Consider the following 6,308-nt stretch of genomic DNA (forward strand, 5'->3'; position numbering starts at 1 on the left):
GGCCGCTACTTCTTGGGCGGTACCGCGGGGATGCCCAGGAAGGGCAGGCGCAGTGCGCCGAACGCGTCCGCCGGCACCGCCGGGCGGGCCGGCTCCACCGCCTTCAGGCGTTCGTATGCCGCGCCCTGCGCCGGACGCGGATCCGCCGCGCCCTTGTTGGGCCAGTACGACATCGCGCGCTCGGCCTGCGCGGTGATGGTGAGCGACGGATTCACACCCAGGTTCGCCGAGACCGCGGCGCCGTCGACGACCGAGATGCCGGGATGGCCGTAGAGGCGGTGGTAGGGGTCGATGACGCCCGTCTCGCGCGAGTCGCCGATCGGACAGCCGCCGAGGAAGTGGGCGGTGAGCGGGGTGCCCATCAGCTCGCCCACATTGGACCCGGCGAAGCCGTTGATGTCGGCGGCGATCGCGGAGGCCGCCTCCGAAGCGGCCCTGATCTGTTTGGGGTTGGGCGCGCCGTGCCCCTGGCGTGCCGTCAACAGGCCTTTACCGACGCCCGTCGGCTTCAGGTACGTCGTCAGCGAGTTGTCCAGGGACTGCATCACCAGGCCGATGATGGTCCGCTCCGACCAGCGGCGGTTGGAGAGCGAGCGCAGCACGAGCAGCGGGTGGCGGGCCGCGCTCGCCAGCCAGCCCGCGACCCTCGACGAGCCCTCCGCGTACGGCACCTGGAGGATCGACAGCCCGCCCATCGAGTTGGAGCCCTTGCCGTAGCGGACCGGCTCGATGTGGGTGTTGTCGTCCGGGTGGATGGACGAGGTGATGGCGACGCCGCGGGTGAAGTCCACCTTCGCCGCGCCCGTCGCCTTGCGGTAGCGGCGGTCGTCGGTCTGCGCGCCGACCAGGGCCTCCGAGTTGGTACGGGTCAGCTCGCCCAACCGCTCCGAGAGGTGCGGGAGTTGGCCTCCCGCCTTCATGCGGTGCAGCAGCGTCTGGGTGCCGTAGGTGCCGGCCGCGAGGACGACCCGGCGGGCCTTGAAGGTCCGGCCCGCGCCCTTCTTGCGCGCGTCGGTGGGGAGGGTGGCGATCGCGTAGCCGCCCTGCGAGTCGTCCGTGATCGACACGACCGTGGTGAGGGGGTGCACGACCGCGCCCGCCTGCTCGGCGAGGTACAGATAGTTCTCGTTCAGGGTGTTCTTCGCGCCGTGCCGGCAGCCGGTCATGCACTCGCCGCACTCGGTGCAGGCCTTGCGGTCCGGGCCCGCGCCGCCGAAGTAGGGGTCGGCGACCTGCTCGCCCGGCTTCGCCTGCGCGCTGCCGTCGGCGTCCTCGCCGTCGCCGAAGAACACGCCGACCGGCGCCATGTGGAAGGTGTCGCCGACGCCCATCCGCTCGGCCGCCGCCTTCAGGTGCACGTCGGAGGGGGTGGTCGTCGGATTGAGCCGGACGCCCAGCATGCGGCGGGCCTGGTCGTAGTACGGCTTCAGCTCGTCCTGCCAGTCGGTGATGTCACGCCACTGGGGGTCGTCGAAGAAGGGTTTCGGCGGTACGTAGAGGGTGTTGGCGTAGTTGAGGGAGCCGCCGCCGACGCCCGCGCCCGCCAGGACCATGACGTTGCCCAGGAGGTGGATGCGCTGGATTCCGTACATGCCGAGCCTGGGGGCCCAGAGGTAGTTCCTCAGGTCCCAGGAGTTCTTGGGGAGCGTGTCCCTGGTGAAGCGGCGGCCCGCCTCCAGGACGCCGACGTCGTAGCCCTTCTCGGTGAGGCGCAGGGCCGTCACCGAGCCGCCGAAGCCGGAGCCGACGACGATTACGTCGTAATCGTAGGTGTCCTGGGGCACGTTGGCTCCTCGTTGAGTGTCCGTGCACGTTCGTCGTGGCTGGTCGCGCAGTTCCCCGCGCCCCTTAAAAGCCCTACCGCAGCCTGAGTGCCTTCATCACCCGGAGACTGGTGCTCATGAACTGGGCGTACTTCTCGTCCGTCATCCCCAGGGAGGGCGCCATCGGCAGCAGGCGCTGCTGGGCGACCGTCTGGGCCTCCGTGTACTTGAGGATGCCCTCGGAGCCGTGGCGGCGGCCCAGGCCGGAGTCCTTCATGCCGCCCATCGGGGACTGGACGCTGCCGTAGGCCGGGGCGTAGCCCTCGTTGACGTTCACGGTGCCGGTGCGCAGCCGGGCGGCGATGTCCCGGCCGCGCCGGCCGTCCTTCGTCCAGACCGACGAGTTCAGGCCGTACGGCGTGGAGTTGGCGTGCTCGACCGCCTCGTCGTCGGTCTTGAAGCGGTAGATCGAGACGACCGGGCCGAAGGTCTCCTCGGTGCAGACGGACATGGGCTCCGTCACGCCGTCGAGGATGGTCGGCTCGAAGAAGTAGGGGCCGACGTCCGGGCGGGCGACACCGCCGGCGACGACCTTCGCGCCCTTGGCGACGGCCTCCTCCACATGCCGGGTCACCGTCTCCAGCTGGCGCTCGCCGACCAGGGAGCCCATGTCGGCGCCGTAGGCCAGGGAGGTGCCGAGACGCATGGCCTTGGTGCGGGCGGCGAAACGCTCGACGAAGGCGTCCGCGATCGACTCGTGGACGTACAGCCGCTCGATGGAGATGCACAGTTGACCGGCGGAGGAGAAGCAGGCGCGGACCGCACCCTCGGCCGCCCGCTCGATGTCGGCGTCCTGGAGGACCAGCATGGCGTTCTTGCCGCCGAGTTCGAGGGAGACGCCGACGAGCCGGGCGGCGGCGCCCTGGGCGACCTCACGGCCGGTGCGGGTGGAGCCGGTGAAGGAGACGTAGTCGGCGTGCCGGACGACCTCCGGGCCGACGACCGGACCCTCGCCGAGGACGATCTGGAAGACGTCGGCGGGCAGACCGGCCTCGACGAGCAGATCGCGGGCCCACAGGGCGGTCAGGCAGGTCTCCGTGTCCGGCTTCATCACGACGGCGTTGCCCGCGACGAACGCCGGCAGCGCGTCGCCGACCGACAGCTCCAGCGGATAGTTCCAGGGGGCGATCTGTCCCACGACACCGCGCGCGTGGCGCAGTTCGGTGACCTTCGTCAGGGTCGGCATCGCGCCCGCGTGCCGCTTGGGGCGCAGGTAGGACGGGGCCTTGCGACCGTAGTGGCGGGCGGCGACCGCGACGGCCTGCACCTCCTCGTGGGCGTGCAGTCGCGCCTTGCCGGTCTCCAGCTGGATGAGGTCGAGCACCTCGGCCTGGCGGGCCAGCACCAGGTCGTGGAAGCGGAGCAGGACGGCGGCACGCTCCCGGACGGGCGTCTGCTCCCACACCGCCTGGGCGGCGCGGGCCGACTCGAAGGCCTTGAGCACGTCCTCGGGGGTGGACTCGGGCAGGTCGGCGAGCTTCTCGCCGGTGAACGGCGTGTGGTTGGCCGTCCGGCCGGAGCCCGTCACGCCCTTGGTGAGCTGGGCGACCAGCTCCGGCGTCACCACGTCGGCGGCGGTGCGGACGCCGGCGGGGGTGGGGGCGAGAGGGTTCGTCCCAGCCTTGGCCGGCGTCGTCTCCGACGTCGCTTCCTGCGTCTTTTCCGGGGCCTGCGAGTCCGTCATGAGGCGCAGGGTATGACGTGGGGAAGACTTTGGGTACCCGCCGGTAATAGGGATTCACCGACCGCACACACGACGCCAGCGTTCACTGGCAACAAACCTGCTGATCAGGGCGTCGAGCCCGGTGCCTGCCGCGCGATTCAGCCGACCGCGATCTCCAGACGGTCGCGCGCCTCCTCGAACACCGCCGTGCCCTGCTTCTCGTCCGGCGTCCCCTTGGGCATGTCGACGCGCAGCTCGTACATGCGGCTGTCGGCGGTCAGGACGAACATCTGCACGACACGGGTCGGGGTGACGTCCAGACCGTAGGTGGTGTCGGCGAGCGCGGCCTCGAAGCCGTGGAAGGTGGTGCGGGTGGTCTGGGTGCGCGCGTCCTGGGCGTAGCCCTTCCAGGTCTCGTGCGCCTCGACCGCCCGGGCCGACGGGGTGCCGGGCGCCCGGTCCCAGAGGGTGAGGCGTACGTCGACGGAGCCCGCCGAGTAGATCACCAGCCGGGGCTGCTGATCGGCGCCGCCCTGGCGGGCGGACTCCTGGTACAGGCTCGGGAGGGTCAGTGACGCGTCCATGCCGGCCTCACGGTGGACGACCCACGGCGACGACCGCGACCCCGTCTCGAACAGGGACGCCCCCAGCCAGTCACCGCCCGCGAGCAGCCCGACGACCAGCGCCAGGGCCAGTGCCAGGGCCATGGGGCGGCGGTGGAAGGGGCGCCGGATGCGGGAGTCGCGGGTGGGCGGGGGCTCCGGTTCGAGGTGGTCGACGGGCGGCGCGACCCCCACCCGCACCGTCCCCACGTCCTCCCCGAACTCTCGAAGGACCCGCACGTCCTGAGGCTCGGCCTCCGCAGCGCCCTGAGCCCGGTCCGTCCCCTCCGCCATCCCCTCGGCGACCCCCTCCGCCCCGTCGGCCACCCCCTCCGCCCCCTCGGCGACCGCCTCCAGCTCCGCGGCCGCCTCCGCCGGGTCCGGACGCCGTTCCGGGTCGCGCTGCAGGAGCCGTACGAGCAGGGGGCCGAGCGGGCCGGCCTGTTTCGGCTCCGGCGGGTCCGCGGCGAGGATCGCGGCGAGCGTGGACTCCAGGGTCGTCCGGCGGAACGGGGACCAGCCCTCGACGGCCGCGTACAGCAGGACGCCGAGGGACCACAGGTCGGACGCGGGGCCCGCGCCGCGCCCGGACATCCGCTCGGGGGCGATGAACTCCAGCGAGCCGACGAACTCGCCGCTCGCGGTGAGGGATTCCTCGCCCTGGATGTGCGCGATGCCGAAGTCGGTGAGGACGACCCGGCCATGGGGGCCGAGCAGCACGTTGGCGGGCTTCACGTCCCGGTGGACGATGCCGACGGCGTGCGCGGCGCGCAGGGCGCCCAGGACGGCGAGGCCGATGCGGGCGGCCTCGGCCGGGTCGAGGGGGCCGCGCCGCAGCACCTCGTGCAGGGACTCGCCGCGGACCAACTCCATGACGATCCAGGGGAGTCCGCCGTCCGCGTCGGCCCCCTCCTCCACCACCACGTCGTGGATGGAGACGGCGCACGGGTGGTCGACGCGGGCGGCGGCCCGGGCCTCCCGGTGCAGGCGGTGGGCGGCCCGGCGATAGGAGTCGTCCTCGGGGTCGCCCGACAACCGGGGCTGCTTGACGGCGACTTCACGCCCGATGAGCTCGTCCCGGGCCCGCCAGACGGTGCCCATCCCGCCGGAGCCGATGCGTTCGAGCAGCCGGTAACGCCCGTCCACTATCCGGCTTTTGGCGCCTCCGGGATCCCCGTCGTTGCTCATGCCCCCATGACTACCACGATCACCGTCGACCTCACCGGACCGGGGCGAACCGTCCCGTCTCCAGCCGTCGCACCGCCACCACGCCCGGCCCGGCGAAGTGTGCCGGTATCACCAACTCCCGTTCACTCGCGGCTCGTTCGAGGATCCGCCGACGACTGGCGGCCGCCTGGCCGGGGTCGAGGCAGAAGCAGCTGCTGCACTCCGGCCGCAGCACCTGCACCGGGTTGTGCAGCAAGTCCCCCACGAACACCGCCCGTTCGCCGCGCGAGGCGACCCGCAGGACGGCCGAGCCCGGCGTGTGGCCGGGGACCGACTCCAGGGTCAGGTACTCGTCGACGCGATGGTGCCCGTCCCAGAGCACGGCCTGCCCGGCACGGTGGACGGGCGCCACGCTGTCCTCGTAGACGAGACGGTCGTCCTCCCTGACGCCGCCGCCGTAGCCGCCCGCCGGCCCGAAGTAGGCGTCGTCGGCGGCCGGGAGGAGGTAGCGGGCCCGGGGGAACGTCGGCGCCCACTCCCCCTCGACGTCGAGGGTGTTCCAGCCGACGTGATCCGCGTGGAGGTGGGTGTTGACCACCACGTCGACGTCCTGCGGGCGCACCCCGGCCCGGGCGAGCCGTCCCGGCAGGTCGCTCTGCCGCCGGTGGAAGTGCGGATAGCCGGGCCGCTCCCGCCCGTCGCCGACCCCGGTGTCCACGAGGATCGTCCGGCCGGCGCTGCGCACGATCCAGGTCTGCAGCGCCGACCTGACCCGATCGCTGTCGGGATCCCAGTGGTCGGGGGCGAGCAGCTCCCGGTGCTCCTTCCACTCCTCGGGATCGCAGCCGGGAACGAGGCCGGCGGCGGGTATGAAGGGGCCGTGCCACTCGACGACCCGGAGGATCTCGACGTCTCCGACCCGGAAACTCTGCACATGTTCGTCAGTCATGTCCGGGAGCCTAGTAGTGCCTGGTCAGGTCGGCTGGAGTGGTGCGTGTCCTTGGGGCTTGGTGTGACGTTGAGGGTGTATGACTCCGGACGAGATTGCCGTGG

The 6,308-nt window shown here is 72.1% G+C and carries 4 protein-coding genes; all 4 read right to left on the reverse strand.

Going from position 1 to position 6,308, the window contains the following annotated elements; translation table 11 throughout:
- Positions 1–5: 5 nt before the first annotated feature.
- The 4 genes from ACWD4O_RS05685 to ACWD4O_RS05700 all read right to left on the reverse strand — a co-directional run bounded on the left by ACWD4O_RS05685 (position 6) and on the right by ACWD4O_RS05700 (position 6,204).
- On the reverse strand, positions 6–1,784 hold the full coding sequence (locus tag ACWD4O_RS05685; RefSeq protein WP_451277700.1) for a GMC family oxidoreductase N-terminal domain-containing protein: 1,779 nt from the start codon (positions 1,782–1,784) through the stop codon (positions 6–8).
- Between the two features lie 73 nt (positions 1,785–1,857).
- The gene (locus ACWD4O_RS05690) at positions 1,858–3,507 is read right to left on the reverse strand and encodes a succinic semialdehyde dehydrogenase (protein ID WP_451277702.1); all 1,650 of its coding nucleotides are present in this window, start codon (positions 3,505–3,507) and stop codon (positions 1,858–1,860) included.
- Between the two features lie 137 nt (positions 3,508–3,644).
- A complete protein-coding gene (locus tag ACWD4O_RS05695) occupies positions 3,645–5,276 on the reverse strand; it encodes a serine/threonine-protein kinase (protein WP_451277704.1) in 1,632 nt (543 codons plus the stop codon).
- 31 nt (positions 5,277–5,307) lie between these two features.
- Positions 5,308–6,204, reverse strand: coding sequence for an MBL fold metallo-hydrolase (locus ACWD4O_RS05700; protein ID WP_451277706.1), 897 nt, complete (start codon positions 6,202–6,204; stop codon positions 5,308–5,310).
- Between the last annotated feature and the right edge of the window lie 104 nt (positions 6,205–6,308).

This window comes from Streptomyces sp. NPDC002623 (assembly GCF_053592635.1).